At 64.1% G+C, this 26,097-nt stretch carries 23 protein-coding genes; 14 read left to right on the forward strand and 9 right to left on the reverse strand.

Translation table 11 applies throughout. From position 1 onward, the window contains the following. Positions 1-40 precede the first annotated feature (40 nt). The 5 genes from odhB (at position 41) to F3H41_RS13315 (ending at position 4,674) form a co-directional block, all read left to right on the forward strand. Entirely contained in the window at positions 41-1,279 is a 1,239-nt protein-coding gene (odhB, locus tag F3H41_RS13295) for a 2-oxoglutarate dehydrogenase complex dihydrolipoyllysine-residue succinyltransferase (RefSeq protein WP_149739164.1), read from the forward strand. Between the two features lie 116 nt (positions 1,280-1,395). Further along, positions 1,396-1,812: an MAPEG family protein gene (locus F3H41_RS13300; protein WP_149739165.1), complete on the forward strand. Its 417-nt coding sequence runs from the start codon at positions 1,396-1,398 to the stop codon at positions 1,810-1,812. A gap of 58 nt (positions 1,813-1,870) precedes the next feature. Beyond that, positions 1,871-2,512 (forward strand): LysE family transporter, encoded by a 642-nt coding sequence (locus F3H41_RS13305; protein WP_149739166.1) that lies wholly within the window; start codon positions 1,871-1,873, stop codon positions 2,510-2,512. Positions 2,513-2,628: 116 nt separating this feature from the next. After that, positions 2,629-4,035, forward strand: a complete 1,407-nt coding sequence (lpdA, locus tag F3H41_RS13310) for a dihydrolipoyl dehydrogenase (protein ID WP_149739167.1) — start codon at positions 2,629-2,631, stop codon at positions 4,033-4,035. Positions 4,036-4,173: 138 nt separating this feature from the next. After that, entirely contained in the window at positions 4,174-4,674 is a 501-nt protein-coding gene (locus F3H41_RS13315; RefSeq protein WP_149739168.1) for a cytochrome b/b6 domain-containing protein, read from the forward strand. Between the two features lie 83 nt (positions 4,675-4,757). Here the strand turns inward: F3H41_RS13315 and F3H41_RS13320 are convergent, their stop codons facing one another. Both F3H41_RS13320 and F3H41_RS13325 read right to left on the reverse strand, forming a co-directional pair. Next, the gene (locus tag F3H41_RS13320; protein ID WP_149739204.1) at positions 4,758-5,777 is read right to left on the reverse strand and encodes a TraB/GumN family protein; all 1,020 of its coding nucleotides are present in this window, start codon (positions 5,775-5,777) and stop codon (positions 4,758-4,760) included. Between the two features lie 217 nt (positions 5,778-5,994). Beyond that, the gene (locus tag F3H41_RS13325) at positions 5,995-6,930 is read right to left on the reverse strand and encodes a tyrosine recombinase XerC (RefSeq protein ID WP_149739169.1); all 936 of its coding nucleotides are present in this window, start codon (positions 6,928-6,930) and stop codon (positions 5,995-5,997) included. 133 nt (positions 6,931-7,063) lie between these two features. Here F3H41_RS13325 and F3H41_RS13330 point away from each other — a divergent pair, with 133 nt between their 5' ends. The 7 genes from F3H41_RS13330 to F3H41_RS13360 all read left to right on the forward strand — a co-directional run bounded on the left by F3H41_RS13330 (position 7,064) and on the right by F3H41_RS13360 (position 15,010). After that, entirely contained in the window at positions 7,064-9,280 is a 2,217-nt protein-coding gene (locus F3H41_RS13330) for a primosomal protein N' (protein WP_149739170.1), read from the forward strand. A 107-nt stretch (positions 9,281-9,387) separates the two neighbouring features. Further along, positions 9,388-9,771 (forward strand): DUF4345 domain-containing protein, encoded by a 384-nt coding sequence (locus tag F3H41_RS13335; protein ID WP_149739171.1) that lies wholly within the window; start codon positions 9,388-9,390, stop codon positions 9,769-9,771. 270 nt (positions 9,772-10,041) lie between these two features. Then, positions 10,042-10,608 carry a F0F1 ATP synthase subunit delta gene (locus F3H41_RS13340; protein WP_149739172.1) on the forward strand — a complete coding sequence of 189 codons (567 nt, stop codon included), beginning with the start codon at positions 10,042-10,044 and terminating at the stop codon, positions 10,606-10,608. Next, positions 10,608-12,137, forward strand: a complete 1,530-nt coding sequence (gene atpA / locus F3H41_RS13345; protein WP_149739173.1) for a F0F1 ATP synthase subunit alpha — start codon at positions 10,608-10,610, stop codon at positions 12,135-12,137. The genes F3H41_RS13340 and atpA overlap by 1 nt, the downstream gene beginning before the upstream one ends. Before the next feature lie 30 nt (positions 12,138-12,167). Beyond that, complete coding sequence (locus tag F3H41_RS13350) at positions 12,168-13,049, forward strand: F0F1 ATP synthase subunit gamma (protein ID WP_149739174.1); 882 nt, start codon at positions 12,168-12,170, stop codon at positions 13,047-13,049. Between the two features lie 17 nt (positions 13,050-13,066). Further along, a complete protein-coding gene (atpD, locus tag F3H41_RS13355) occupies positions 13,067-14,494 on the forward strand; it encodes a F0F1 ATP synthase subunit beta (protein WP_188129462.1) in 1,428 nt (475 codons plus the stop codon). 111 nt (positions 14,495-14,605) lie between these two features. Then, the gene (locus tag F3H41_RS13360) at positions 14,606-15,010 is read left to right on the forward strand and encodes a F0F1 ATP synthase subunit epsilon (protein WP_149739176.1); all 405 of its coding nucleotides are present in this window, start codon (positions 14,606-14,608) and stop codon (positions 15,008-15,010) included. Positions 15,011-15,150: 140 nt separating this feature from the next. Here F3H41_RS13360 and F3H41_RS13365 read toward each other — a convergent pair whose 3' ends face one another. The 7 genes from F3H41_RS13365 to F3H41_RS13395 all read right to left on the reverse strand — a co-directional run bounded on the left by F3H41_RS13365 (position 15,151) and on the right by F3H41_RS13395 (position 23,331). After that, complete coding sequence (locus F3H41_RS13365; RefSeq protein WP_149739177.1) at positions 15,151-15,390, reverse strand: formate dehydrogenase subunit delta; 240 nt, start codon at positions 15,388-15,390, stop codon at positions 15,151-15,153. Then, positions 15,380-16,210 (reverse strand): formate dehydrogenase accessory sulfurtransferase FdhD, encoded by an 831-nt coding sequence (gene fdhD / locus F3H41_RS13370; protein WP_149739178.1) that lies wholly within the window; start codon positions 16,208-16,210, stop codon positions 15,380-15,382. The genes F3H41_RS13365 and fdhD overlap by 11 nt, the downstream gene beginning before the upstream one ends. A gap of 4 nt (positions 16,211-16,214) precedes the next feature. Beyond that, the gene (fdhF, locus tag F3H41_RS13375) at positions 16,215-19,097 is read right to left on the reverse strand and encodes a formate dehydrogenase subunit alpha (RefSeq protein ID WP_149739179.1); all 2,883 of its coding nucleotides are present in this window, start codon (positions 19,095-19,097) and stop codon (positions 16,215-16,217) included. Positions 19,098-19,482: 385 nt separating this feature from the next. After that, positions 19,483-21,039, reverse strand: a complete 1,557-nt coding sequence (locus F3H41_RS13380; RefSeq protein WP_149739180.1) for an NADH-quinone oxidoreductase subunit NuoF — start codon at positions 21,037-21,039, stop codon at positions 19,483-19,485. Beyond that, positions 21,036-21,515, reverse strand: coding sequence for a formate dehydrogenase subunit gamma (locus F3H41_RS13385; protein ID WP_188129460.1), 480 nt, complete (start codon positions 21,513-21,515; stop codon positions 21,036-21,038). Before F3H41_RS13385 ends, F3H41_RS13380 begins: the two co-directional genes overlap by 4 nt. Before the next feature lie 127 nt (positions 21,516-21,642). Continuing rightward, on the reverse strand, positions 21,643-22,536 hold the full coding sequence (locus tag F3H41_RS13390) for a LysR family transcriptional regulator (protein WP_149739181.1): 894 nt from the start codon (positions 22,534-22,536) through the stop codon (positions 21,643-21,645). Positions 22,537-22,560: 24 nt separating this feature from the next. Then, positions 22,561-23,331, reverse strand: a complete 771-nt coding sequence (locus F3H41_RS13395) for an SDR family oxidoreductase (RefSeq protein ID WP_149739182.1) — start codon at positions 23,329-23,331, stop codon at positions 22,561-22,563. Positions 23,332-23,529: 198 nt separating this feature from the next. Between F3H41_RS13395 and F3H41_RS13400 the strand changes: the two genes are divergently transcribed. Beyond that, entirely contained in the window at positions 23,530-24,294 is a 765-nt protein-coding gene (locus F3H41_RS13400; RefSeq protein WP_149739206.1) for a DeoR/GlpR family DNA-binding transcription regulator, read from the forward strand. 129 nt (positions 24,295-24,423) lie between these two features. Beyond that, positions 24,424-25,938: a glycerol-3-phosphate dehydrogenase gene (locus tag F3H41_RS13405; RefSeq protein ID WP_149739183.1), complete on the forward strand. Its 1,515-nt coding sequence runs from the start codon at positions 24,424-24,426 to the stop codon at positions 25,936-25,938. The last annotated feature ends 159 nt before the right edge of the window (positions 25,939-26,097 follow it).

Genomic DNA, 26,097 nt, shown 5'->3' on the forward strand with positions numbered 1-26,097 from the left:
GAAAGCCTGAAACAGACACTGACAAACGGACGAAGAAACCATGTCTACAGAAATCCGCGTGCCCACCCTGGGCGAATCCGTCAGCGAGGCCACCGTCGGCACCTGGTTCAAGAAGGTTGGCGATGTCGTGAAGGCCGATGAGCCGATCGTCGAGCTCGAAACCGACAAGGTAACCATCGAGGTTCCCGCGCCGGCCGCCGGCGTGCTCTCCGAAATCGTTGCCGCCGCCGGCGAAACCGTCGGTCTCGGCGCGCTGCTCGGCCAGATCTCGGCTGGCGCTGCCGGCGAGCAGGCCGCCTCGCAGCCGACCGCCGGCCCGACGCCGGTCGAAGAGCGTGAAACCCCCGCCGAGCCGAAGAAGGAAGCCGCCTCCGCCGCCGTTTCCGCTTCGCCGGCCGCCTCCAAGCTGCTGGCCGACAACAACCTTGCTGCCGCTGACGTTGATGGTTCCGGCAAACGCGGCCAGGTGATGAAGGGCGACGTTCTCGCCGCCGTCGCCCGTGGCACCACTGCTTCTGCCCCGGCCGCCGCCGCCGAACCTGCCAAAGCTGCCCGCGCTCCGTCGCCGGCCGAGGATGCGCCGCGCGAAGAGCGCGTGAAGATGACGCGTCTGCGCCAGACGATCGCGAAGCGCCTCAAGGACGCCCAGAACACCGCAGCCATGCTGACCACCTATAACGAGGTGGACATGTCGGCCGTGATGAGCCTGCGCAACAAGTACAAGGACATCTTTGAAAAGAAGCATGGCGTGAAGCTCGGCTTCATGGGCTTCTTCACCAAGGCCGTCACGCATGCCCTGAAGGAACTGCCAGCCGTCAACGCCGAGATCGACGGCACCGACATCATCTACAAGAACTTCTGCCATGTCGGCGTTGCCGTCGGCACGGAGAAGGGCCTCGTCGTTCCGGTCGTGCGCGATGCCGACCAGATGTCGATCGCCGAAATCGAGAAGGAAATCGGCCGTCTCGGCAAGGCTGCCCGCGACGGTCAGCTTTCCATGGCCGACATGCAGGGCGGCACCTTCACCATCTCCAACGGCGGCGTCTACGGCTCGCTGATGTCCTCGCCGATCCTCAATGCGCCGCAGTCGGGCATTCTCGGCATGCACAAGATCCAGGAGCGCCCGGTCGTCGTCGGCGGCCAGATCGTCATCCGTCCGATGATGTATCTCGCGCTGTCCTACGATCACCGCATCGTTGACGGCAAGGAAGCCGTGACGTTCCTGGTGCGCGTCAAGGAAAGCCTTGAAGATCCGGAACGCCTGGTTCTGGACCTCTAAAGCACGTCCAGCAAAAGTGCGTGAGCGGTTTTGCGTCCGGACTGCGTGAAACAAAGGATAGAGCATTTCAGGTGATCTGGCTTTCACCGAAAATGCTCTAAGCAAGGAAACCGATGATGGACGGCGCGACGCTCGCCTACTCACCTTTCGTGCTGCTGCTCGCCTGGAGCGTGGTGCTTCTCGTCGTCCACATCATGCTACAGGGGCAGCTGGCTACGCGCGAACTCGGCACCAAATGGAATGCCGGGCCGCGCGATGGCGACCTCAAGCCGAAGGGTGCGCTGGCCGGTCGTGCCGCGCGCGCTTCGGCCAATTTTCGCGAGACCTATCCGGCCTTCGTCGCGCTTGCGGCGGCGGCCGGTCTCATGGGGATCGCCAGCGGCTGGGCGCTGATTGGCGCCTATGTCTGGTTCGTCTGCCGCATCGTCTATATCCCGCTCTATCTTGCCGGCGTGCCCTATGTGCGCTCGCTGGTCTGGCTCGGCTCTCTGGTCGGCCTCCTGGCGATGTTCATCGCCATCGTTTTCGCCTAGACTCCGGATCCCGATCCCCGGCCGAAGCGCCTGACCGCTCTACAGGAACCCGACACCGATGCACCCCTATCTCTTCGAACTCGCATCGCTGATGGCGGTCTTTTCCTTCGCCATCGTCGTGCCGGGCGCCGATCTCGCCATGGTCATCCGCCAGTCCATGGTGGCAGGCCGCCGCGAGGCGATCTTGACGTCCTTCGGCATCGGCACGGCGCTGATGTTCCACGTCACCTATACGATCCTTGGCCTCGGCCTCGTCATCTCCCAGTCGATCCTGGCCTTCAACATCATCAAATGGTGCGGTGTCGCCTATCTCGTCTATATCGGGATCCAGTCGCTGCGGGCCGGGCGAATCGACCTTATCAAGACGGGTGAAGCGGTCGGCGAGAAGAGACGGCAGTCGGCCCTGACGGCTTTCGGCCTCGGTTTCATGGCCAATGCGCTGAACCCCAAGCCGGTGTTCTTCTTCCTGTCGATCTTCTCGACGGTGGTTGCCCACGACACGCCCGGTGTCATGAAATTCGGCTACGGCCTTGTCATGGCTTCGGCGCTGATCGCCTGGTTCGTCGTCGTGTCCTTCTTCCTGACGACGCCTTCGATGCGCTCTGCCTTCCAGCGCGCGTCGGGCGCCATCAACAAGGTTAGCGGCCTCGTTTTTATCGGCTTCGGTCTGAAGCTTGCCGCTACGGCGCATACGCGCTGAGCGGAACGGATTTGACCGGGCGGGGCGCGGCCCTGCCCATGGCCTGCCAAGGGCCGCAACACAGCAAGGGCGCCCCACGGGTTGGGCGGCGCCAAACGGATTGAGAGGAATGTTCCATGTCTTATGATGTCGTTGTCATCGGTTCGGGCCCCGGCGGCTATGTCTGCGCGATCAAGGCGGCCCAACTCGGGCTGAAGGTTGCCGTGGTCGAGAAGCGGGCCACCTATGGCGGCACCTGCCTCAACATCGGCTGCATTCCCTCCAAGGCGCTGCTGCATGCGTCGGAAGTGTTCCACCACGTCGGTCATGGCGCGGCCGACCTCGGCGTCGAGGTTCCTGCGCCGGTGCTGAACCTCGAGAAGATGATGGCCCACAAGGACGCGACGGTGAAGTCGAACGTCGAGGGCGTCGCCTACCTCTTCAAGAAGAACAAGATCGACGGCGTGCAGGGCTGGGGCCGTATCCTTTCGGCCGGCAAGGTGGCCGTAAAGAACGATGCCGGCGAAGAAACCGTGCTGGAAACCAAGTCGATCGTGATTGCGACCGGCTCCGACGTCGCCGGCATTCCCGGTGTTTCGGTCGAGATCGACGAGGAAGTCATCGTCTCCTCCACTGGCGGTATCGCGCTGAAGAAGGTGCCGGAGCAGATGATCGTTGTCGGCGGCGGCGTCATCGGTCTCGAGCTCGGCTCGGTCTGGTCGCGTCTCGGCGCCAAGGTCACGGTCGTCGAATATCTCGACACGATCCTCGGCGGTATGGACGGCGAAGTCTCCAAGCAGTTCCAGCGCATGCTGGCCAAGCAGGGCATGGACTTCAAGCTCGGCGCAAAGGTGACGGGCGTTGCCCGCACGGAAAGCGGCGCGAGCGTGACCTTCGAGCCCGTCAAGGGCGGCGAGGCCGTGACGCTGCCGGCCGATGTCGTTCTCATTGCCACGGGCCGCAAGCCCTACACGGAAGGTCTTGGCCTTGAGGAAGCCGGCGTGGTTCTCGACAATCGCGGCCGTGTCGAGATCGACGGCCACTATGCCACCAACGTGCCGGGCATCTACGCCATCGGCGACGTGGTGAAGGGTCCGATGCTGGCCCACAAGGCGGAAGACGAGGGTGTGGCGCTTGCCGAAATCCTCGCCGGCCAGCATGGCCACGTGAATTACGAGGTCATTCCGGGTGTCGTCTACACCCAGCCTGAAGTCGCCTCCGTCGGCAAGACCGAGGAAGAGTTGAAGGCTGCTGGTGTCAATTACAAGGCCGGCAAGTTCCCCTTCACGGCCAATGGCCGCGCTCGCGCCATGCAGGCGACGGACGGGTTTGTGAAGGTGCTGGCGGATGCGGAGACCGACCGCGTTCTCGGCGTCCACATCATCGCCTTCGGCGCTGGCGAGATGATCCACGAAGCGGCCGTTCTGATGGAATTCGGCGGCTCCTCGGAGGATCTCGCCCGCACCTGCCACGCGCATCCGACCATGTCGGAAGCCGTCAAGGAAGCGGCGCTCTCCACCTTCTTCAAGCCGCTGCACATGTAAGGGATTGCCGGGCCGCGCTTTTTCGCGCGGCTTCAGCGCTCCGTCAGAATGCCATGAAAGCTTCATGAGAACCCCGCTTGTCCCGCAGGCGGGGTTCTGTATTGTGGACATAGACTAAGTCCTTGAAAAGGTGATAACATGTCTCCACTTCGCTATTCGGTGCCACAGCGCATCCTGCATTGGGGCATGGCGCTCCTGATCTTCTTCAACCTGCTGTTTCCCGGCGGCATGGAGCACTGGAACAGTCTCGTCCGGCGCGGCGAGACCGTGACGCCGGAGGACGTGGCCTCGGCCAACATCCACGCCTATGTCGGCATCGCCATTCTCGCGCTGGCCGTGGTGCGCATCATCCTGCGGCTCGTTCAGGGCGCGCCGGAACCGCCCGTCGAGGAGCCTGCCGCGCTTCGCCTTCTCGCCAAGGTCACGCATGGCCTTCTCTATGTGTTCTTGCTTGCCATGCCGCTCGGCGGCATCGCAGCCTATTATTTCGGCGTCGAGATTGCCGGAGAGCTGCATGGCGGGGTGATGAAGCTGGTGCTCTGGCTGCTGATCGTTGCCCATGTCGCCGGCGCGCTGGTCCACCAGTTTTACTGGAAGACCAATGTTCTGGCCCGAATGACACATGGGCGGGTCGCCTGACGTCCAAACGACGAACGCCCGCCGGAGGCACGGCGGGCGAATCAAAGATCATGTCGACTCGGGTCGGACGCCAGCCCTGCGGCTCAGTTCAGGGCCGTCACCGTGAAGCCGTCCTTGCGCAGCAGTTCCACAAGGCCTTCATCGCCCGGCAGATGCAGGGCGCCCACGGCCATGAAGACATTGCCTGCGGCCAGGATCGGCGCGGTGCGGGTGGCCATGACGTGGTTGCGATCGATGATGACGCGCTGCTCGAAATCGGCGCTGTCGGTGTCGTCCTTGCCGGTCGCCGCCTTTGCGGCGGCCTTCATCATGGGAAGTACCATGCCGATCTCGCCATTGACGTAGAGCGTCGTCATGGTCGCCATGACATCCTCGATCGTATTGCCCAGCGCCAGGGTTTCGATCAGCGCCTTCAGGTGGAATTCGATCGGCAGGTCATCCATGGCGGAGAGCTGCTCGACGAGCGTTTCGAGACCTTTCAGTTGCTTGCCGTCCCGCACGGCATCCTGGGCGAGCTTCATGTCGAGAAAGGCCGCGCCTTTGCCCTTGCGGGCGAGTTCGCAGGCCGGCAGCGCCACATAGCTGGAGATCAGCCAGGGCTTCATGCGGGACAGGAGCGCCAGCGGAAGGCCGCGCGTCTTCAGTTCCGCGTCGAGCTTTTTCTCCTCGTCATCGGTGAGATAGTCGGCAATCGACTTGCCCTGCGGCAGCATGGTCAGGTGTGGATTGGCGAGCATGGCCGCCGCCGCTTTCTGCTGGTCGAGGATTTCGTCGGATTCGACCACGACGGTCGCCGCCGCGGCGAAGGCTTCCGCCGCACCGTCCGGCATCTTCAGCACACGCGGATCGGTCACATGCATGGTGCCGAGCAGATAGGAAGCGGGAATGCCCGGCTTTTCGATCTTCCAGAAGATGCCCTTGCCATTCGGGATTGCGGCAGCTTCCTTTTCGACGGCTGCTACCGCGGCCGGATCGGAGCTGCGCCATTCGGCCATCAGGTCGCGGCCAGCGCAGGCTTCCTCCGCCCGGGCCGATCCGATGACGGCGAGCGTGGCGAAAAGGCAGACGAGCAGGACGAGCGGCAGCAGGCAGGCGGCCTTCATCAGGCGGTCGAGAAGGCGGTCCGCGGCGGTGCTACGCTCGGTCGGTGCGGCAGTGAAGATCGTCGTCATATCTGTCCCCGAGCCCACCGGTCGGCGAGCATGGCTGAAGGCGCATGGATGGGTCGCCGTGGTCAGGGACGGCGACGTCTGGATCGAGCGCCAGCCTAGCGGCACAGCGTCACGGATTGCTTAATGGCGCGGTTCAAATCCCTCGCGTTCAGGCGCGGGGATGGGCGCGGTCGTAGATGTCGAGCAGGCGGGCAGAATCGACACCGGTATAGATCTGCGTCGTCGACAGGCTGGCGTGGCCGAGAAGCTCCTGGATGGTGCGCAGGTCCCCACCGCCGGCCAGAAGATGGGTGGCGAAGGAATGGCGAAGCGCATGCGGCGTTGCCGTATCCGGCAGGCCGAGCGCACCGCGCAGCTTCTGCATTTCCCGCTGGATGATGGCCGGCTGCAACGGACCGCCACGGGCACCGCGAAACAGCGGCGCATCTGGGGCGGGGTGATAGGGGCAGATGGCCTGATAGGCGCGAACGGCGCTGACGGCGGCAGCGAGCAGCGGCACAATCCGCGTCTTGTCGCCCTTTCCGGTGACGCGCAGGGCCGTCGGGTCTCCGGCAAAGTCGGCCGGAGTCAGGGCGAGCGCCTCGGAAATGCGCAGGCCGCAGCCGTAGAGGAGGGTGAGAACGGCGGCGTCGCGGGCGGCGATCCAGGGTTCTTCGTGCAGTTGGGCTTCACTCGCCACCACCTTGAGGGCCTGCCCGTCGGTCAGCGGCTTGGGCAGGGAGCGAGGTTGTTTCGGCGTGCGCACCGCGCCGGCGCCGGCGGCATTCACCATGCCCTTGCGCTCGAGATAGCGCAGGAAGGAGCGGATGCCCGCGAGGCCGCGCCCCAGCGTGCGCGAGGAGGCGCCATCCCGCCGGCGGGCGGCGAGGAAGGCGCGCAGATCGAGCGGTTTCAGGTCGCTGAGGTCTGCAAGGCGGGCCGGCCCCCCCATATGGGTGGTGAGAAAGGTGAGGAACTGGCGCGTGTCGCGCTCATAGGCCTCGACCGAATTGCCCGACAGCCGTCGTTCGTCGGAAAGGGTTGCCAGCCAGCGCTGACGCTCTTCGGCAAGCTCGGGACTGGCAAAGATCAGGGGCGCATCCATGGAAGATCGTCTCTATGATTCAAAGGATGCAGTGTGCCGTGATCCGGCTTAGGAAATTGTTAAGGCTGACATTCCGCCGGGATGAAGCGAAGGCGGTTTTCTTTTGCCCTCACCGGAGGCATGGTCCGCGATCATGACGAGAGATTCGAAGGACCTTTTTGGCGCGCCGACGGGCGAGGCGGCTGCAGTGCGGGCCGTGCCGGTGCTTTTGCCCATGCCGGCGGAAAAGGCCTATTCCTACAGCGTGCCGGATGGCATGGCCGTGCAGCCGGGCTCGATCGTGCAGGTGCCGCTCGGGCCGCGCCTTGTCGTCGGTGTCGTCTGGGATGGCGGCGCGGACGACCGGGTCGATCCGAAGAAACTGAAATCCATCGAAAAGGTTTTCGACTGCCCGCCGCTCGACGAGCGCATGCGCCGCTTTCTGGACTGGGTGGCAGGCTACACGCTCTCGCCGCCGGGGCTGGTGGCGCGCATGGCGCTGCGGGCCCCTGCCGCCTTTGATCCCGAGCCGATGGTGGAAGGCCTTAAGCTGACCGAGCAACGGCCGGAGCGGCTGACGCCCGCCCGCCAGCGGGTGATCGCGACCGCCGAGGACGGGTTTGCCTGGACACGCTCGGGCCTTGCCCACGCGGCCGGCGTTTCCTCCAGCGTCATCGACGGTCTCACGCAACAGGGCGTGTTCGAGACCATTTTCATGGAACCACCCCCAGTCGTTGCCGCGCCGGACCCGGATTATGCCTCGGCCCGACTGGAAGGCATCCAGACCGAAGCAGGCCGGGAACTGGCGGCAACGGTGAAGGCGGGCGGCTTTGCGGTGACGCTGATTGATGGCGTGACGGGCTCGGGCAAGACGGAGGTCTATTTCGAGGCGATCGCCGAAACGCTGCGGCAGGGCAGGCAGGTGCTGATCCTGCTGCCGGAAATCGCGCTGACAGCAAGTTTCCTCGAGCGGTTCCAGGAGCGATTCGGCTCCAAGCCGGCCGAATGGCATTCTGATCTAGCACCCCGCACGCGTGAGAAAGTCTGGCGCCAGGTGGCGACGGGCGGCGTGCGGGTCGTGGCCGGTGCGCGCTCGGCCCTCTTCCTGCCCTTTGAAAATCTCGGTCTCATCATCGTGGACGAGGAGCATGACCCGGCCTTCAAGCAGGAGGACCGCGTCTTTTACAATGCGCGCGACATGGCGGTGGTGCGCGGGCGCATCGGGTCCTTTCCCGTGGTGCTGGTCTCGGCGACCCCCTCCGTTGAAAGCCAGGTGAATGCGCAGGCGGGCCGCTATCATGATGTGCATCTGCCGACGCGTTTTGCGGATGCGGCCCTGCCGACGCTCGGTGTTGTCGATCTCAGGCGCCACGCACCGGCACGCGGCTGCTTCCTCTCGCCGGTGCTTCTGCGCGAGATGGAAAAAACACTGGGGCGGCAGGAGCAGTCGCTGCTCTTCCTCAACCGGCGTGGCTATGCGCCGCTGACGCTCTGCCGGGTCTGCGGCCATCGTTTCCAGTGCCCGCAATGCTCCAGCTGGCTGGTGGAGCACCGCTTCCGCGGCCAATTGCAATGCCACCATTGCGGCTACAGCGAAAAGACCCCGCAGGCCTGCCCGGAATGCGGCACGCTCGACCATCTGGTCGCCTGCGGGCCCGGTGTAGAGCGGATCGCCGAGGAGGTCGAAAGCCATTTTCCCGAGGCGCGCACCATCGTGCTCTCCTCCGACATCATGGGCGTCAAGCGCCTGCGGCTGGAACTGGAGGCCATTGCGCGGGGGGAGGCCGACATCGTCATCGGCACGCAGCTTGTCGCCAAGGGACATAATTTCCCGCTGATGACCTTGGTCGGCATTATCGATGCGGATCTCGGGCTGACGAACGGCGATCCGCGCGCCGCCGAACGCACCTTCCAGCTGCTCAGCCAGGTCACGGGGCGCGCCGGGCGAACGGGACGCAAGAGCCTCGGCCTCCTGCAAACCTACCAGCCGCAGCACCCGGTCATGCAGGCCATCGTGTCGGGCGATGCGCGGACCTTTTACGAGCGCGAGATCGGGGAGCGGGAGCGGGCCCTGCTGCCACCCTTCGGACGGCTGGCCGCCGTCATCGTCTCGGCAGACGAACGGGCCCCGGCGGAGAGCCATGCGCGGGGCCTCAGGCAGTCGGCGCCGCCGGCCGGCGATATCCAGGTGCTCGGCCCGGCAGAAGCGCCACTCGCGATGATTCGCGGGCGCCACCGCTTCCGGCTTCTCATCCATGGCCGCAGGGCAAGCGACATGCAGGGATACCTGCGCCAGATGATCGAGCGCGGGCCCAAGCCACGCGCCTCGATCCAGGTGCAGATCGACATCGACCCGCAAAGTTTCCTGTGAGGGCTGCCCAGGCTTCTGTTCATAAGGAGGGTTTGGCCCTTCCGCCGGAATCGCGGTGCATGCGATAAGCGACACCTCGAATGCCCGGCGCAGGGAGATGCGGCCCGATGGATTTCTACATTCCGAGCGATCCCGGCGAACTCGTCGCCTTTACCGCTGCTGCCATTGCCGCCGTGCTGGGCCTCCTCGGCCTCATCGCGCCGCGCACGGCGCTGCGGCTTGGCGGTCTGGATGTCCGGCCGGACCGCCGCGATGGTTTGGCCACCGCGCGCTCGTCGGGCGGGTTTCAGGCGGGACTGGCGCTGTCCGCCATCCTCCTGGCGCAGGACTGGCTCTATCTCGGCCTTGGCGGAGCGTTCCTGCTCGCCGCTTTCGGGCGGCTGCTGTCTCTGATGTCGGACCGGTCCACCTCGCTTATCGGCATCGGCTTTCTCGTCCTACAGTTGTGCCTCGGCGCCGCGCCGCTGCTGCACGTTTTCGGCCTTGTCTGAAACGCCCGCAAAAGGGTGATATGCAAGGTGGTTTGGCCACCTTCGCGGTTGACGCAAGGGAATCGAAGAATCCGTCGATCCGGGCGCGACTTATGGCGCATTCCTGCCGTTCGCGTGTTGCGAGTCCCCAGTTCCTATGCTAGACGAACCGCGAATTTGAGAGAAAAGCGGGAAGAGACGCCCGCGACGACCGAAAAAACAGCAACCTTTTCAGCGTCTTGTCTGCAGCTTCTTTTGCGATGCCAAGGCTGGAAATAATTAGAGAAGCTTGTGCCCGTGGCAGACACATCCCAGCTCGTTTCCGGTGTTGCAGAAAGGTACGCATCCTCCCTGTTCGATCTGGCGCTTGAAGCCGGCGCGGTGGATGCGGTCGCACAGGATCTTGGCAAGTTCGAGGCACTGATTTCCGAAAGCGGAGACTTCAAGCGCCTCGTCGAAAGCCCCGTCTTCTCGGCCGATGACCAGTTCCGGGCCATCTCCGCCATCGTGGCGTCGACCGGTGCCTCCGCTCTGGTCGGCAATTTCCTCAAGGTCGTGGCGCGCAACCGCCGCCTCTTCGCGCTTCCGGCGATCATCCGCGGCTTCCGCGCCATCGCCGCTCGCCATCGCGGCGAAGTCACGGCCGAAGTGACCTCTGCCCACGCCCTTTCCGGCGAGCAGGAACAAGAATTGAAGGCGACGCTGAAGAGCGTTACCGGCAAGGACGTGGCGGTCAACGTCACCGTCGATCCCTCCCTTCTCGGTGGCCTGATCGTCAAGGTCGGTTCCCGGCAGATTGATACTTCCCTTCGCACAAAGCTTTCGAGCCTTAAGCTTGCACTGAAAGAGGTCGGCTGATGGATATCCGCGCCGCGGAAATTTCCGCAATTCTCAAAGATCAGATCAAAAACTTCGGCCAGGAGGCTGAGGTCTCCGAAGTCGGCCAGGTTCTGTCCGTCGGTGACGGTATCGCCCGCGTCTACGGCCTCGACAACGTCCAGGCCGGCGAAATGGTCGAGTTCCCGGGCGGCATCCGCGGCATGGCGCTGAACCTCGAATCCGACAATGTCGGCGTGGTTATCTTCGGCTCCGACCGTGACATCAAGGAAGGCGACACCGTCAAGCGGACTGGCGCCATCGTGGACGTGCCGGTTGGTCCGGAGCTGCTCGGCCGCGTCGTCGACGCGCTCGGCAACCCGATCGACGGCAAGGGCCCGATCAACGCCACGCGCCGCTCGCGCGTCGACGTCAAGGCTCCCGGCATCATTCCGCGCAAGTCGGTTCATGAGCCGATGTCGACCGGCCTCAAGGCCATCGACGCCCTCATCCCGGTCGGTCGTGGCCAGCGCGAGCTCGTCATCGGCGACCGCCAGACCGGCAAGACCGCCATCATCCTGGACGCCTTCCTCAACCAGAAGGCCATCCACGACAACGGTCCTGAGAACGACAAGCTCTACTGCGTCTACGTGGCCATCGGCCAGAAGCGCTCGACGGTCGCCCAGTTCGTCAAGGTTCTGGAAGAGCGCGGCGCCCTGCAGTACTCGATCGTCGTTGCCGCGACGGCTTCGGACGCTGCCCCGATGCAGTACCTCGCACCGTTTGCCGGCTGCGCCATGGGCGAATACTTCCGCGACAACGGTCAGCATGCTCTGATCGCCTATGACGACCTGTCCAAGCAGGCCGTTGCCTACCGCCAGATGTCGCTCCTGCTGCGCCGTCCGCCGGGCCGCGAAGCCTATCCGGGCGACGTCTTCTACCTGCACTCCCGCCTGCTCGAGCGAGCTGCCAAGCTCTCCGACGAGCGTGGCGCCGGTTCGCTGACGGCTCTGCCGGTCATCGAAACGCAGGGCAACGACGTTTCGGCCTTCATCCCGACCAACGTGATCTCGATCACCGACGGCCAGATCTTCCTTGAAACGGACCTGTTCTACCAGGGTATCCGTCCGGCCGTGAACGTCGGTCTGTCGGTTTCTCGCGTGGGCTCCTCCGCTCAGATCAAGGCGATGAAGCAGGTTGCCGGTTCGATCAAGGGCGAACTCGCCCAGTATCGCGAAATGGCCGCCTTCGCCCAGTTCGGCTCGGACCTTGATGCATCCACCCAGCGCCTGCTGAACCGTGGCGCGCGCCTGACCGAGCTCCTGAAGCAGCCGCAGTTCTCGCCGCTCAAGACGGAAGAACAGGTCGCGGTGATCTTCGCCGGCGTCAACGGCTACCTCGACAAGATCCCGGTCGCCAAGGTCGGCGCCTTCGAACAGGGCCTGCTGTCCTACCTCCGCTCGGAAGGCAAGGCGCTCCTCGACACCATCCGTACGGAAAAGGCCATCAGCGACGACACCAAGGGCAAGCTCAAGGCCGCCCTCGATGCCTTCGCAAAGACCTTCGCCTGATCGGACGACAGAAGCTAGGACGGAAAACGGATGCCTTCTCTTAAGGATCTGAAAAACCGGATCGCCTCCGTCAAGGCGACGCAGAAGATTACCAAGGCGATGAAGATGGTCGCCGCGGCAAAGCTTCGGCGTGCGCAGGAGGCGGCCGAGGCCGCACGTCCCTACTCGCAGCGGATGAGCGCCGTCCTCGCCAATATCGCCCAGGCGGTCGGCCAGGACGACAGCGCACCGCTGCTGATGACGGGCACCGGCAAGGACCGGACGCATCTCCTGATTGTCTGCACGGCCGAACGCGGCCTGTGCGGCGGCTTCAACTCGCAGATCGCGCGCTTTGCCCGCGATCACGTGCGTAAGCTGCTGGCCCAGGGCAAAACGGTGAAGATCGTCTGCGTGGGCAAGAAGGGTTATGACATCCTTCGCCGCGAATTCGCATCGCTGATCATCGACCGCATCGACCTGCGCGAAGTCAAGAAGATCGGCTTCGACAATGCAGACCAGATCGGCCGCAAGGTCATCGGCCTGTTCGAAGCCGGCGAATTCGACGTGTGCACGCTGTTCTATTCTGAGTTCAAGTCGGTCATCAGCCAGGTGCCGACGGCGCTGCAACTGATCCCGGCCTCGGCCGAGGCAGTTTCTCCGGCAGCCACGGGTGCCACGGCCGTTTACGACTACGAGCCGGATGCCGGCCAGATCCTCAGCGATCTCATTCCGCGCAACATTTCCGTCCAGATCTTCCGGGCCCTGCTCGAGAACGTCGCCGGCGAAATGGGTGCCAAGATGAGCGCCATGGACAATGCGACGCGCAACGCCGGTGAGATGATCAACAAGCTGACGCTGTCCTACAACCGTCAGCGTCAGGCTCAGATCACCAAGGAACTGATTGAAATCATCTCGGGCGCCGAAGCGCTCTAAAGGTTACGAAAGAGGTTATTGACATGGCCGCTACCGGTAAGGTCACCCAGGTCATCGGCGCCGTCGTCGACGTCGCTTTCGAGGAAGGCAATCTTCCGCTGATCCTGAACGCGCTGGAAACCGACAACAACGGCAACCGCCTTGTTCTCGAAGTTGCCCAGCACCTCGGCGAAAATGCCGTTCGCACGATCGCCATGGACTCGACCGAAGGTCTGGTTCGCGGCCAGCCCGTCACCGACACCGGCGCTCCGATCTCGGTTCCGGTCGGCGACCAGACGCTCGGCCGTATCATGAACGTCATCGGCGAGCCCGTTGACGAAGCCGGTCCGCTCGACCGTTCGACGCTGCGCGCCATCCACCAGGAAGCGCCGGCTTACGTCGAGCAGTCCACGGAAGGCCAGATCCTTGTCACGGGCATCAAGGTCGTCGACCTTCTCGCTCCCTACGCCAAGGGCGGCAAGATCGGCCTGTTCGGCGGTGCCGGCGTTGGCAAGACGGTTCTGATCATGGAACTGATCAACAACGTCGCCAAGGCGCACGGTGGTTACTCGGTATTCGCCGGTGTTGGCGAGCGTACGCGTGAAGGCAACGACCTCTATCACGAAATGATCGAGTCGGGCGTGAACAAGCATGGCGGCGGCGAAGGCTCGAAGGCTGCCCTCGTTTATGGCCAGATGAACGAGCCGCCGGGCGCCCGCGCCCGCGTTGCCCTGACCGGTCTGACGATCGCTGAGGACTTCCGCGACAAGGGCCAGGACGTTCTGTTCTTCGTCGATAACATCTTCCGCTTCACGCAGGCTGGTTCGGAAGTGTCGGCTCTGCTCGGCCGTATTCCTTCGGCTGTGGGCTATCAGCCGACGCTGGCGACCGACATGGGCGCCATGCAGGAACGCATCACGACCACGACCAAGGGTTCGATCACCTCGGTTCAGGCCATTTACGTTCCCGCCGACGACTTGACGGACCCGGCTCCGGCAACGTCCTTCGCGCACCTCGACGCGACGACCGTTCTGTCGCGCTCGATCGCCGAAAAGGGCATCTACCCGGCCGTTGACCCGCTCGACTCCACCTCGCGTATGCTCGACCCGATGATTGTCGGCGAAGAGCACTACGATGTGGCCCGTAAGGTGCAGGGTACTCTGCAGCGTTACAAGTCGCTGCAGGACATCATCGCCATCCTCGGCATGGACGAACTCAGCGAAGAGGATAAGCTGACGGTTGCCCGCGCCCGCAAGATCGAGCGCTTCCTGTCGCAGCCCTTCTTCGTTGCCGAAGTCTTCACCGGTTCGCCGGGCAAGCTGGTTGCTCTCGAAGACACGATCAAGGGCTTCAAGGGCCTCGTCAACGGCGAGTACGACCACCTGCCGGAAGCCGCCTTCTACATGGTCGGCTCCATGGACGAAGCGATCGAGAAGGCGAAGCGCCTGGCTGCTGAAGCCGCTTGATGACCGATCGACCGGCGCGCCCGTCGCGCCGGTCTTCGCCTGCGGCCAGAGACCGGCGCAGGTTTTGACGTTCGCGGTCGCAGGTCGACCGCCCAGGAAGAGTGATGGGTCATGGCTGACAACTTCAATTTCGAACTGGTTTCCCCGGAACGCCTTCTCCTGTCCCAGAAGGTCAGCGAAGTCGTCATTCCCGCCAGTGAAGGCGAAATGACCGTTCTGGCGAACCACGCGCCCACCATGACGACGATCAAACCCGGCGTCGTGACGGTCAAGGCCGATGGCAAGACGGATCGCTACGTCGTCTTCGGCGGTTTCGCCGACATCGTGCCGAGCGGCTGCACGCTGCTGGCCGAATCGGCTGTTCATGTCGATGAACTCGACAAGTCTCAGCTCGATCGCCGGATCGCTGCTGCCCGCGACGAACTGGACGGCCATGGCGACGACGACCGCAAGACGTCTCTGGAGCGCCTCATCGGCGAACTGACGTCGTTGAAGGAAACGCTGATCCCGGCCTGAAAGGGACAGGGCGAAAGCTCCTGATGCCAAAACGAAAAGCCCCTTCGCGGGGCTTTTTTGTTGTCTGCAATTTCGTTCTTCAAGGCAGCAGCCAGACCGTGCGCTGGCGACGAGGTCGCGGATCGCGCCCGAGCGGTTGCTCAGGCCGGTGTCTTGACCGGACGTTTCACATGCGCGGCCGCGTCCCTCACGAGAGGCAGGAATTCACCCTCGCCGGCATCGATCATCTCGAAGAAGCGCGCCCGCATCCGGACTTCCCAGAATTTGTTGATGTGACCCGCGACGCCGTCCACACGCTCGTTCTCCGGCTGGGAGAGGAAGAAGGTCGCGATCTGGTTGGCCATGCGGACCAGCTTTTCGTCGGTGTTGCTATGCGACATGGCGGTCTCCGGTCGTCGTGATGCGGTCAGGCCGCGTGAAGATCTCAAACTCGTCGCCCCGCACGATGCCAACCAGCGTGATGCCGGCAGCCTCAGCGGTGCGGATGGCCAGCGCCGTTGGCGCCGAAATGGCGGCGAGGATAGTGGTCCCGAGGCTGGCGGTCTTCTGCACCATCTCGACAGAGAGACGGCTCGTCACGACCACCATGCCATCCGCGCCGTTGGCGCCGCCGCGCAGGACGGCGCCTGTGAGCTTGTCGAGGGCATTGTGCCGGCCGACATCCTCTCGGGCGGCGAGAAGGCCCGTGCCCGGTCGATAGAAGCCGGCACCGTGAACGGCGCGGCTTTCCCGGTTCATCGCCTGCGCGGCAGAGAGGGCGGTCACGGCGGCCTCGATATCATGGGGCGCGAAGGCAAGGGCGCTCTCCGGAACCTGTGGCACGGCGCGCGTGGCCTGCTCGATCGATTCGATCCCGCAGAGGCCGCAACCGACGGGGCCGGCCATGCGCCGGCGGCGGGCGGTGAGCGCGTCGGCCTCCGGTTCGGCGAGCATCACCTGCACGTCGAGCCCATCGCCCGCTTCGATGATGTCGATCGCGAGGACATCACTCGCCGTTGCAATGATGCCCTCGGCGAGTGAAAAGCCATAGGCGAAGTCTTCGAGATCGGCCGGCGTCGCCATCATGACAGCATGGGTTGTCCCGCCATAGGAAAAGGCGATCGGCACCTCCTCCGGAACCACACGGCTTGCAGGCGCGAACCTGCCGTCGCGCCAGGCGGCGGCGGTCAGCGTGCGCAGTGGCGGCACGGGCGCAGCCATCGCCCTATTCCGCCGCCTCGAGCTTGCCGGCGATCCGGCGCGACTGGCGCGACAGCTCGTCATATTCGACCTGCCATTCGGACGGCCCGTTGGACGGTGCCACCTGGACGGCAGTGACCTTGTATTCCGGGCAGTTGGTGGCCCAATCCGAGAAGTCGGTGGTGATGACGTTGGCCTGCGTGTTCGGGTGGTGGAAGGTCGTGTAGACCACGCCCGGCGCCACGCGGTCGGTAATCGTCGCGCGCAGCGTCGTCTCGCCGGCACGGCTCGCAAGGCGGATCCAGTCGCCATCCCGGATGCCGCGATTTTCGGCATCATGCGGGTGGATTTCCAGCCGGTCTTCTTCGTGCCAGACGGTGTTTTCCGTGCGCCGCGTTTGGGCGCCCACATTGTACTGGCTGAGAATGCGGCCGGTGGTCAAAAGCAGCGGGAAGCGCGGGCCGGTGCGCTCGTCGGTTGCCACATATTCGGTGCGGATGAACTTGCCCTTGCCGCGTACGAAGCCGTCAATGTGCATGATCGGCGAGCCCTCGGGCGTCTTTTCGTTGCAGGGCCACTGCACGGAGCCGACCTTCTCGAGGTAATCATAGGAGACCAGCGCGAAGCTCGGCGTCGTTGCGGCAATCTCGTCCATGATCTCGGAGGGGTGGGTGTAGTTCCAGCCAAGGCCCATGGCCTGTGCGAGCTTCTGCGTCACTTCCCAATCCGCATAGCCATTCTTGGGCGTCATCACGCGGCGCACGCGGTTGATGCGGCGTTCGGCATTGGTGAAGGTGCCGTCCTTCTCAAGGAAGGTCGAGCCCGGCAGGAAGACATGGGCGTAGTTCGCCGTCTCGTTCAGGAAGAGGTCCTGCACCACGACGCACTCCATCGCCGCGAGGCCGGCCGAGACGTGCTTGGTGTCCGGGTCGGACTGCAGAATGTCTTCGCCCTGGATGTAGATGCCCTTGAAGGTGCCGTCGACGGCGGCATCCAGCATGTTGGGGATGCGCAGGCCCGGCTCGTTGGACAGCGTCACACCCCAGAGCTTTTCGAAGACCTCCCGCGTCGCATCATCAGAGACATGGCGATAGCCCGGCAGTTCGTGCGGGAAGGAGCCCATGTCGCAGGATCCCTGCACATTGTTCTGGCCGCGCAGCGGGTTCACGCCGACGCCCGGGCGGCCGATATTGCCGGTCGCCATGGCGAGGTTGGCGATGGCCATCACGGTCGTGGAGCCCTGGCTGTGCTCGGTCACGCCGAGGCCGTAATAGATCGAGCCGTTGCCGCCGGTTGCAAAGAGGCGGGCGGCACCGCGCAGCAGGTCGGCCGGCACGCCGGTCAAGGGTTCGATCGCCTCGGGGCTGTGGCGCTCCTCGGAGACGAAGCCGGCCCAGTCCTCGAATTCCGACCAGTCGCAGCGCTCGCGGATAAAGGCTTCGTCGTAGAGCCCTTCGGTGACGATGACATGGGCGAACGCCGTGACGACGGCGACATTGGTGCCGGGCTTCAGCGGCAGGTGATAGGCGGCCTTGATATGCGGCGAGGAAACGAGATCAATGCGGCGCGGATCGATGACGATGAGTTTCGCCCCCTGCCGCAGGCGCTTCTTGAGGCGCGAGGCGAAGACCGGGTGGCCATCGGTCGGGTTGGCACCGATGACGATGACGACGTCGGTGTGTTCTACGGAATCGAAATTCTGCGTGCCGGCAGAGGTGCCGAAGGCCTGGCCGAGGCCGTAGCCGGTCGGCGAATGGCAGACGCGGGCGCAGGTATCAACATTGTTGTTGCCGAAGCCGGCGCGTATCAGCTTCTGGACGAGATAGGTTTCTTCATTCGTGCAGCGCGACGAGGTTATGCCGCCCACGGCCTCGCGGCCATACTGGTACTGGATGCGGGCAAATTCCGAAGCCACGTGGGCGTAGGCTTCCTCCCAGGTCACTTCGCGCCAGGGATCGGTGATCTTCTCGCGAATCATCGGGTTCAGGATGCGGTCGCGGTGGGTGGAGTAGCCATAGGCGAAACGACCCTTGACGCAGGAATGGCCGCGATTGGCCTGCCCGTCCTTCCACGGCACCATGCGCACCAGTTCCTCGCCGCGCATCTCCGCCTTGAAGGAGCAGCCGACGCCGCAATAGGCGCAGGTGGTGACGACGGAGTGTTCGGGCTGGCCGATCTCGATCACCGACTTTTCGGTCAGCGTCGCCGTCGGGCAGGCCTGCACGCAGGCGCCGCAGGAGACGCATTCGGATTCGAGGAAGGCCTCGTGCATGCCGGGCGACACGCGGCTGTCGAAACCGCGGCCTTCGATGGTCAGCGCGAAGGTGCCCTGCACTTCCTCGCAGGCCCGCACGCAGCGCGAACAGACGATGCATTTCGCGGGATCATAGGTGAAATAGGGGTTCGACTCGTCCTTCGGCATGTAGCGAGCGTTGACGTCGCCTGTGGCGCCGCGCGCCTTGACGTGGTTATCGCCCTCATAGCCGTAGCGCACGTCGCGCAGACCGACAGCGCCCGCCATGTCCTGCAATTCGCAGTCGCCATTGGCCGCGCAGGTCAGGCAGTCGAGCGGATGGTCGGAAATGTAGAGCTCCATCACACCCTTGCGGATCTGCTTCAGGCGATCCGTCTGGGTGTGGACTTTCAAGCCCTGAGCGACAGGGGTCGTGCAGGAGGCCGGCGTGCCGTTGCGGCCCTCGATTTCCACCAGACAGAGGCGGCAGGAGCCGAAGGCGTCGACCATGTCGGTTGCGCAGAGCTTCGGCACCTGGATGCCGGCTTCCATCGAGGCGCGCATCAGCGAGGTGCCTTCCGGCACGGTGATCTCGCGGCCATCGATGGTGAGCGTCACCATTCTTTCGGAGCGGGAGGCGGGTGTGCCGTAGTCGATTTCAGGAACGAGGGACATGGTGCTTACCTCCCAGCCGTCATCCTCGGACTTGACCCGAGGATCTGCTGTTTTTGAACTGTTGGTACCGGTTCGGTCGTCATCGTCGTTGACCGACGAGGTGTTCGCATATTTGGGCCAAGCTCGATTATGACGGCGTGCCGGAGGCCGCTTGCCAGCAAGAAAGCCTGTTCATTGCGAAAATGACGTTTCAACGAGGGTGGCTGTTTTCCACCGCCGTCATGCTCGGGCTTGACCCGAGCATCCATGCGGCACCCTCTGCGCTTGAGGCATGGATCCTCGGCTCGGTGGTCGAGGATGACGGTGGGTGGGGTGATGGGCGTGCCCGACAACGACGCCCGTCTGCTCCGTTGCAACAGAGTTATCGGCGGCGAGAATGGCATGCTCATTCCGCCGCTTCCTGCACCGGTGCAGGTGCAAAATCATCCGGGAAATGCGTCATGGCGCTCATCACCGGATAGGGCGTGAAACCGCCGAGCGCACAGAGCGAGCCGAACTTCATGGTGTTGCAGAGGTCGATGAGAAGCGCCTTGTTCTTCTCGGGTTCGATGCCGCGGGCGATGAGGTCGGCCGTCTCGACGCCCCGGGTGGAGCCGATGCGGCAGGGGGTGCACTTGCCGCAGCTCTCGACCGCGCAGAATTCCATGGCGAAGCGGGCCTGTTTCAGCATGTCGGCGCTGTCGTCGAAGACGGTGATGCCGGCGTGGCCGATGAGGCCGTCGCGGGCGGCGAAGGCTTCGTAGTCGAAGGGCGTGTCGAAGAGGGCGCGCGGGAAATAGGCGCCGAGCGGTCCGCCCACCTGTACGGCTTTCACCGGCCGCCCCGTTGCCGTGCCGCCGGCGATGTCGTCGATGATCTCGCCGAGCGTGAGGCCGAAGGCTGTCTCGTAGAGGCCGCCATGTTTGACGTTGCCGGCGATCTGGATCGGGATCGTGCCGCGCGAGCGACCCATGCCGAAATCGCGGTAATAGGCTGCGCCACGGTCCATGATGATGGGGACGGAGGCGAGTGAAATGACATTGTTGACGACGGTCGGGCGCCCGAGGAAACCCTGAAGCGCCGGCAGCGGCGGCTTGGCGCGCACCACGCCGCGCTTGCCTTCCAGCGAGTTCAGCAGCGACGTCTCCTCGCCGCAGACATAGGCGCCGGCGCCGACGCGGATTTCCATGTCGAAGGCCCTGCCGGAGCCGAGCACGGAGGCGCCGAGGATGCCGGCGGCGCGGGCGATCTCGACGGCGGCGCGCATGGCGGCGATCGCATGCGGATATTCCGACCGCGTGTAGACGTAACCCTTCGTGGCGCCCGTCGCGAGGCCGGCAATCGCCATGCCCTCGATCAACACGAAGGGGTCGCCTTCCATGATCATCCGGTCGGCAAACGTGCCGCTGTCGCCCTCATCCGCATTGCAGACGATGTATTTCTGCGGCCCGGCCGCCTCCATCACCGTCTTCCATTTGATGCCGGTCGGGAAGCCCGCACCGCCGCGGCCGCGCAGGCCGGACTCCGTCACCTGCTGGACGATATCGGCCTGCGGCAGGGAGACCGCATTTTCCAACCCCTTGAGGCCGCCATGGGTGCGGTAATCATCAAGTGACAGCGGATCGGTGATACCGCAGCGAGCGAAGGTCAGGCGCGTCTGGCGCTTCAGGAACGGAATCTCTTCCGTTGGACCGAGACAGAGCGGATGCGCGCCGCCCGTTAGCAGTCCAGCGTCGAGGAGCGATACGACATCGTTCGCCCTTACCGGGCCGTAGGCGATACGGCCCGCCTCGGTCGTCACTTCCACGAGGGGCTCCAGCCAGTGCATGCCGCGCGAACCGTTGCGCACGATGCGCGCATCAAGGCCGCGTGCGGCGATTTCGGCGGCGAGCGTGACGGCCACCTTGTCAGCGCCGAGCGCGAGGGCTGCGGCATCCTTGGGAACGTAGAGGGTGACGGTCATGCGCGGGCCTCCGCAAGGAGATCGCGGACCGCCGCATCATCCAGCCGCCCGTGCACCGCCCCGTCCAGCATGGCGGCCGGCGCGCAGGAACAGAGGCCGAGACAGTAGACGGGCTCCAGCGTGACGCTGCCATCGGCCGTCGTGCCATGGAAATCGATGCCGAGCAGCGCCTTGACGCGCTCGGCCAGCGCATCGCCTCCCATGGCCTGACAGGCCTCGGCGCGACAGAGCTTCAGCACGTGGCGGCCGGCGGGATGATCGCGAAAATCGTGGTAAAAGCTGACGACGCCATGCACCTCGGCACGCGAAAGGTTCAGTTCGCTGGCGATGACGGGCAGACAGTCCTGCGGGACATGGCCGAAGGCCTCCTGGATGGCATGCAGGATCGGCAGAAGCGGGCCTTCCAGATGGCTGTGATCGGCGACGATCGCCCGTGTCTGCTCGGCAAAATCCGCGCCGTGCCGCGCCATGTTCATCGCTGACCCTCCCGTCTGTCATGCCAGCAGAGCGGCATTCCGCGCCGCCTTCTGTTGAAGACAAAGCTTCTCAGGCGGTGCGGAAATGGTCAATAAGGCTGATCCGTTGACTGATAGGAAAAACCTATCAATCCAGCCCGGTTTCTACCAGGCTGCGGGCCTCGTGAAGCAGTGCGGAGACGAGCGGCGTGAAGGGTTCGCGATGGGTGGCCACAAGCCCGACCGTGTGGAGGGGCTCAGGCTCGGTGAGCGGGATCATCCGCAGATCCGCTTCATAGCCGAAGGAGGCCGCAACGCTGCGCGGCATGATGCTGCACCAGTCGCCGCTGCGCACATGGGACAGCAGCACGATCATCGAATTCGATTCCAGGGCCGGCGACACGGTGACGCCAACATCCCCGAAATGGCGATTGATGATGCGGCGGTTCTGCATGTCCGCGGTCAATAGGCAAAGCCGAAGGCCGGCCGCCTCCCGCCAGGTCACGCTGTCGCGATCAGCAAGCGGGCCGCTTCGCGAGGTCACGAGATGGTAGCGCTCCTGTACCAGCGGCAGGCTGGTAACGCGGCCCAGCGGTTCGTTTTCGAGATAGGTCAGCCCCGCATCGATCTCCAGATTTTCGAGCAGGCTGAGGATTTGCAGGGAGTTTGCCGAGATGACGGAGAAGGTCACCTCCGGATGCTTCTGGCGAAACGGCGTCGTCAAACGTGGCACCATGGTCAGCATCGTCGGGATGGCGGCAAGGCGCAGGTGGCCGGAAAGCCCCTTGTGGGCGGCGCGCATTTCCTCGCGCATGGTGCGGGCGTCACCGACGATGCGCCGCGCCCATTCCAGTACGCGCTGGCCCTCCGGCGTCAGACCCTGGAAGCGCGAACCGCGATTGACGAGCACAACGCCAAGGCTGTCTTCCAGCTGGCGGATCGCGGCCGAAAGGGTCGGCTGCGAAATGCCGAGCTCCTCGGCGGCGCGGGCGAAGTGCTTTTCGCGGGCGAGCGCGATGAAATATTCGAGTTTGTCGATCACGCCCGCCGCCTTTCGAGGTGCCGATCAGACGATCAGCTGGCCGCCATTGACCTCAAGGATCTGGCCGGTGACGTAGCCGGCAAGGCTGTTTGAGGCGAGGAACAGGTAGGCCGGGGCGCAATCCTCCGCGGTGCCGAGACGCTGCAGCGGAATGGTCTTGCGAGTCGCTTCCAGCTTGTCGGCGGAGGAATAGCGCTGGTGGAAATCGGTGGTGATGGTGCCCGGCGAGACGCAATTGACGCGGATACCGGAAGGCGCCAGTTCGCGCGCCAGGGCCTTGGAATAGGTCGAGACGAACGCTTTCGTCGCCGAATAGATGGCGGAGCCGGGGCTGCCGCCCGTCAGGGCGGAGATCGACACGGTGTTGACGATCGCGGCCTTATTGCCGGCCTTGAGAAGCGGGATCAGCGAACGGGTCAGTTCGACCACCGAATCCTGATTGAGCCGCGTGACGGCATGATACTGCTCGTCGGTCAGCTGATCCGCGGGAAAGCGGCCGACCATGGTGCCGGCATTGTTCACGAGCACATCGATCGCATCGAAGCGCGCCTTCACGGCCTCGATGAAGGACTGGACGCCGGCGGGCTCGAGAAAATCGGCATAGGCAATGCTCGCACGGCCTTCGGCAATGGCTGCTTCCAGAAAGTCCGGCAGACTGTCCTGGGGTGCGCGGCCACCATGCAGCAGAACCGTCGCGCCGCAATCGAGAAAGCCGCGCGCGACCTCCAGGCCAATGCCACGGCCGGCCCCCGTCACCACGACGCGGGCTCCTTCAAATAAAGTGGAACTGAACACGAAACATCCTCCTCACTCGTGAACGCCGATCGGGCGGGTTCGCCGCAACCGCACGCCTCCGGGCGTGAAACTTGCCGAGACGGGCAGCATTTGCAAGCGTTGTTCCGCCCCACAAGCGCGGAAGATGCGAAAATCGCTGGCGGAGTTTTCGTTTTGTCCTATCATGAACAAAAACGAAAACATCTGGGGAGGCGCATCATGTACTTCACGGAGCGGCAAAGCGAGATCCTGGAACTCGCCAAGGCGGAGGGGCGTGTGCTTGTCGAAGACCTCGCCACGCGTTTTTCGGTCACGCCGCAAACCATCCGCAAGGACCTCAATGATCTGTGCGACGCGCGTGCGCTGAACCGGGTGCATGGCGGTGCCATCTATCCCAGCGGCAAGGAGAATGTGCGCTACGATGCGCGCCGGCGCATTGCCGCGCCGGAAAAGCTGGCAATCGGCCAGGCGGCGGCCGCGCTCATTCCCGACAATGCCTCGTTGTTCATCAATATCGGCACGACGACCGAGGCGGTCGGCACGGCACTGACGGATCACCGCGAGCTGATGATCATCACCAACAACATCAACGTCGCCAACAGCTTGCGTGTCTACCCCAGCATGGAAGTCGTCATCGCCGGCGGCGTGGTGCGCGCCTCCGACGGGGGTGTCGTCGGGGAAGCGGCGGTGGATTTCATCCGCCAGTTCAAGGTGGATTATGCCGTCATCGGCGCCTCGGCAATCGACCCGGATGGTGCGCTGCTCGATTTCGATTACCGCGAAGTGAAAGTCGCCCAGGCAATCATCGCCAATGCGCGCAACGTCATCCTCGTTGCCGATTCCACCAAGTTCGAACGCACCGCGCCGGTGCGGATCGGCCATATTTCGCAGGTGCAAGCCTTTATCACCGACCGCTGTTCGTCGCTGACCGTGCGACAGATCTGTGCCGAGCAGGGCGTGCGCCTGATTGAAACCGAAGCATGACGATCGCGCGGCCGCGGGTTGCGAAAACATTCGTTTGACATTCGGAATGAATTCGCTTTAACTGACATCACTTTCGCATAAGCACTGAAATGCTGCAATGCGAAAGAGGGCAGGGGAGGCCCTCGCAGCGTGTCGGATCAGGTCCACGATATCTTCGTCATCGGCGGCGGCATCAACGGCTGTGGCATTGCGCGGGATGCCATCGGGCGCGGCTATTCCGTTGCGCTTGCGGAAATGAAGGACTTCGCCTCCGGTACGTCCTCCGCCTCCACAAAGCTCGTGCATGGCGGTCTGCGCTATCTCGAACATTATGAATTCCGGCTGGTGCGCGAAGCGCTGATGGAGCGCGAAGTGCTCTGGGCCATGGCGCCGCATGTCATCTGGCCGATGCGTTTCGTGCTGCCGATCCAGAAGGGTGGCCTGCGCCCGGCCTGGCTCGTACGCCTTGGTCTCTTCCTTTACGACCACATTGGCGGCCGCAAGCGCTTGCCCGGCACGCGCACGCTCGATCTGCGGCGCGATCCGGCCGGCAAGCCGCTAAAGCCCATCTATCGCCGCGCCTTTGAATATTCGGACGGCTGGGTCGATGATGCGCGCATCGTGGTGCTGAATGCGCGCGATGCGGCCGAGCGCGGTGCGTTGATCCTTGCGCGCCACCGTGTTGTTTCTGCCCGCCGCGAGGCCGGCCTCTGGCACATAGAGACGGAAGATGCTGAGGGCGCGCGCCACCAGCACCGGGCGCGCATGGTCGTCAATGCCGCCGGGCCCTGGGTGGATCACGTGCTGGCCGGAGCATTGGGGCGCAATGACAGCCGCAATGTGCGCCTTGTGCAGGGCAGCCACATCGTCGTGAAGAAGAAGTTCGATGATCCCCGTGCCTATTTCTTCCAGAATCCTGATGGCCGCATCATGTTTGCCATCCCCTATGAGGCTGATTTCACCCTGATCGGCACCACGGACCGCGACTACAAGGGCGATCCGCGTGCCGTGCGCATCAGTCCCGAAGAAGAGCGCTATCTCTGCGCCGCTGCCAGCGAATATTTCGCCGAGCCGGTGCGCGAGGAGGATATCGTCTGGGCCTATTCCGGCGTGCGTCCGCTCTATGACGACGGCGCGTCGAAGGCGCAGGAAGCCACGCGCGATTACGTTCTGAAGCTCGAAGGCGGCTCGGGTGAGGCTCCGATCCTCAACGTCTTCGGTGGCAAGCTCACCACCTATCGGCGACTCGGCGAATCCGCACTCGAAAAGATCGGCGAGGCGATCGGCGTCAAGGGCAAGCCCTGGACCGCCGGCTCGCGCCTTCCGGGCGGCGATTTCGCCATCGATGCCTATGAGGTCGAAGTGCGCAAGCTTGCGGCACGCTATCCGTTCCTGCCGTCCGGCATGGCGGCCCGGCTGGTGCGCCAATACGGGTCGGAAGCGGCGACGATGCTTGGCGATTGCAGGAGCTTCGATGCGCTCGGCCGCCATTTCGGCGCCGACCTCACCGAGGCCGAAGTGCGCTGGCTGATGGCACGGGAATGGGCGCGAACGGCCGAAGATATTCTGTGGCGACGCACCAAGCTTGGCCTTCGCCTGTCCGCGCAAGAGGCGGCAGCGCTGGACGTCTATGTGTCTGAGGCCGCTGCGGCGAAAGCCGCCTGAACGAAAAGCCCCTTCAGGGGGCAAACGCCTGCGGATCGGGAGGCCGGAGACGTCATGCTTGAGTTACGCGGAGTACGGAAGGTTGTTGGCGGGGATGTTCATGTTCACGGGGCGGATTTGGTTCTGTTGCGTGGGAGTTTGAATGTTCTTCTGGGTCCG

The organism is Rhizobium sp. RU20A (genome assembly GCF_900155885.1).
Taxonomy (GTDB): Bacteria; Pseudomonadota; Alphaproteobacteria; order Rhizobiales; family Rhizobiaceae; genus RU20A.

What these genes read in the sequence shown, in the direction of transcription:
- F3H41_RS13385 (WP_188129460.1), bottom strand. Translation starts at nt 21,515, where the DNA reads ATGAACATGGCGCGGCACGGCGCGGATTTTGCCGAGCAGACACGGGCG.
- F3H41_RS13305 (WP_149739166.1), top strand. Translation starts at nt 1,871, where the DNA reads ATGCACCCCTATCTCTTCGAACTCGCATCGCTGATGGCGGTCTTTTCC.
- odhB (WP_149739164.1), top strand. Translation starts at nt 41, where the DNA reads ATGTCTACAGAAATCCGCGTGCCCACCCTGGGCGAATCCGTCAGCGAG.
- F3H41_RS13365 (WP_149739177.1), bottom strand. Translation starts at nt 15,390, where the DNA reads ATGTCGCATAGCAACACCGACGAAAAGCTGGTCCGCATGGCCAACCAG.
- F3H41_RS13380 (WP_149739180.1), bottom strand. Translation starts at nt 21,039, where the DNA reads ATGACCGTCACCCTCTACGTTCCCAAGGATGCCGCAGCCCTCGCGCTC.
- atpA (WP_149739173.1), top strand. Translation starts at nt 10,608, where the DNA reads ATGGATATCCGCGCCGCGGAAATTTCCGCAATTCTCAAAGATCAGATC.
- F3H41_RS13300 (WP_149739165.1), top strand. Translation starts at nt 1,396, where the DNA reads ATGGACGGCGCGACGCTCGCCTACTCACCTTTCGTGCTGCTGCTCGCC.
- F3H41_RS13350 (WP_149739174.1), top strand. Translation starts at nt 12,168, where the DNA reads ATGCCTTCTCTTAAGGATCTGAAAAACCGGATCGCCTCCGTCAAGGCG.
- fdhF (WP_149739179.1), bottom strand. Translation starts at nt 19,097, where the DNA reads ATGTCCCTCGTTCCTGAAATCGACTACGGCACACCCGCCTCCCGCTCC.
- F3H41_RS13330 (WP_149739170.1), top strand. Translation starts at nt 7,064, where the DNA reads ATGACGAGAGATTCGAAGGACCTTTTTGGCGCGCCGACGGGCGAGGCG.
- lpdA (WP_149739167.1), top strand. Translation starts at nt 2,629, where the DNA reads ATGTCTTATGATGTCGTTGTCATCGGTTCGGGCCCCGGCGGCTATGTC.
- F3H41_RS13400 (WP_149739206.1), top strand. Translation starts at nt 23,530, where the DNA reads ATGTACTTCACGGAGCGGCAAAGCGAGATCCTGGAACTCGCCAAGGCG.
- F3H41_RS13325 (WP_149739169.1), bottom strand. Translation starts at nt 6,930, where the DNA reads ATGGATGCGCCCCTGATCTTTGCCAGTCCCGAGCTTGCCGAAGAGCGT.
- F3H41_RS13335 (WP_149739171.1), top strand. Translation starts at nt 9,388, where the DNA reads ATGGATTTCTACATTCCGAGCGATCCCGGCGAACTCGTCGCCTTTACC.
- F3H41_RS13360 (WP_149739176.1), top strand. Translation starts at nt 14,606, where the DNA reads ATGGCTGACAACTTCAATTTCGAACTGGTTTCCCCGGAACGCCTTCTC.
- F3H41_RS13320 (WP_149739204.1), bottom strand. Translation starts at nt 5,777, where the DNA reads ATGAAGGCCGCCTGCCTGCTGCCGCTCGTCCTGCTCGTCTGCCTTTTC.
- F3H41_RS13315 (WP_149739168.1), top strand. Translation starts at nt 4,174, where the DNA reads ATGTCTCCACTTCGCTATTCGGTGCCACAGCGCATCCTGCATTGGGGC.
- fdhD (WP_149739178.1), bottom strand. Translation starts at nt 16,210, where the DNA reads ATGGCTGCGCCCGTGCCGCCACTGCGCACGCTGACCGCCGCCGCCTGG.